This window comes from Achromobacter sp. RW408 (assembly GCF_003184165.1).
Lineage (GTDB): Bacteria > Pseudomonadota > Gammaproteobacteria > Burkholderiales > Burkholderiaceae_B > Achromobacter > Achromobacter xylosoxidans.
Genome location: NZ_QHHO01000049.1, coordinates 1,075,252 through 1,076,970 on the forward strand (window position 1 = coordinate 1,075,252; position 1,719 = coordinate 1,076,970).

Annotated in this window: 2 protein-coding genes; both read right to left on the minus strand. The window is 69.0% G+C overall.

Annotated features, from left to right (window positions below; translation table 11 throughout):
- A partial coding sequence (locus tag DK459_RS24415; RefSeq protein ID WP_146221927.1) for a sensor histidine kinase occupies nt 1-864 on the minus strand: 864 nt, incomplete at its 3' end.
- Nucleotides 851-1,522: a response regulator transcription factor gene (locus DK459_RS24420; RefSeq protein WP_006388597.1), complete on the minus strand. Its 672-nt coding sequence runs from the start codon at nt 1,520-1,522 to the stop codon at nt 851-853. The genes DK459_RS24415 and DK459_RS24420, both read right to left, overlap by 14 nt.
- Nucleotides 1,523-1,719 lie beyond the last annotated feature (197 nt).

The window sequence follows — 1,719 nt, forward strand, 5'->3', positions numbered from 1 at the left end:
GCTGGCGTGGGTGGCATTCTGGTGGATGCGGCCCAGGCGCTCGTGCAGGCGCTTGGGGTCGGTTTCGTCCAGCGCCACTTCGGCCTGGGCGCGCAGCGAGGCCAGCGGCGTGCGCACCTGGTGCGCGGCATCGGCAACCAGGGTGTTGAGAGTGTCCATGATGCCGGACAGGCGTTGCATGAAGGCGTTCAGGGCCTCGACCAGGCGCCGTACCTCGATCGGCACCGGCGTGACCAGCGGCGTCAGGTCGTCCGGCGCCCGGTGCCGCAATTCGCTTTCGACCACGGCCAGCGGCGCGAAGGCGCGCTGCACGCCGAACCACAGCAGGCCCAGCGCGACCAGCGACACCACGATCAGCGGCAGCACGCTGCGGCCCAGGATCTCGTCGGCCAGCTCCTCGCGCGAGCCCAGTGTCTCGGCCACGCGCACGGTGACCCAGCCGGCGTGCTGGCTGGCCGACACCAGCCGTCCCACCGTGGCCACGCGCACCGGCTCATCGTGATAGCGCAGATAGGCAAACACCGGCGTGGCCGACTGCGCCAGCGGCAGGCCGGGCGCCAGGTCGGCATAGCCGGTGATGAGCCGGCCGTTGGACGCGCGGGCTTCGTAGAACACCCGTTCGCTGCCCGACAGCATGGCCAGCGACGATACCGGCGGTTCGACCGTGACGCCGTTGTCCTCGATCTGCACGGAACCGGCAATCGTCAGCGCCGACGCCGCCAGCAGCCGGTCGAAGGCCTGTTCGGCGGCGCGTTGGGCATAGTCGCGCAGGAAGAACACCAGCCCGATCAGCGCGCAGGCGAGCAATGCCGCGCCCAGCGTGAAGACGCGGCGGCGGATCGAGAAGCTGTCAGGCAGGGTCATGGCTGCGGGCCTGGTAGCCGACGCCGCGCACGGTGACGATATCGATGGAGGCGCCGGCCAGTTTCTTGCGCAGGCGCGAGATCAGCAGTTCCAGCGCGTTGAGGGAACCGTCGTCCAGGTCGAACAGCTGGTTCATGAGCCGTTCCTTGGCCACGGTCTGGCCCAGCTTGCCCAGCAGGATCTCCAGCAGCCGGAACTCGCGCCGGCCCAGTTCCAGCGGCGCGCCGGCCAGCGTGACGTGGCGATTGGCCAGGTCCAGGCTCAGGTTGCCGTAGGCGGTGACGCTGCTGGTCTGCCCGGCCGGGCGCCGCAGCAGGGCGCGCAGCCGCGCTTCGAGTTCGCGCAGGTCGAAGGGCTTGACGAGATAGTCGTCGGCGCCCAGGTCGAGCATGTCGATCTTGTCTTCGATTTCGGAACGGGCGGTCATGACCAGCACGGGCGCTTCCAGCCCGGCGGCGCGCAACTCGCGGATGACGCTGAAGCCGTCCTTGCCGGGCAGGTTGATGTCCAGCACCAGCGCATCCCATGTTTCGTCCAGCCCCCAGCGCAGCGCGGCGACGCCGTCGCGCACCCACTGTACGCTATGGCCCGCCGAACGCAGTTTGCTCTCCACGGCATCGCCCAGGTCGAGGTTGTCCTCGACCAGCAGAATGCGCATGTCCGTCCTCCGATATCGATTGTGATTTTTTCGGGAGTTTAACGGGAGGCTTTGGTGCTGTCGCTGTCGTGGGGGGTGTGGTGTTCTTTTGGCCGCCCGTGGCGTCGGCGGCCGGTGGGGCGCGGGGCTACGATTGCGGTCCGGAGCGTTCGCTCCGGACTGCCCCTTCGTCATCCTCGTTGCCGCCTGCCGGCGGC

What these genes read in the sequence shown, in the direction of transcription:
- DK459_RS24420 (WP_006388597.1), bottom strand. Translation starts at nt 1,522, where the DNA reads ATGCGCATTCTGCTGGTCGAGGACAACCTCGACCTGGGCGATGCCGTG.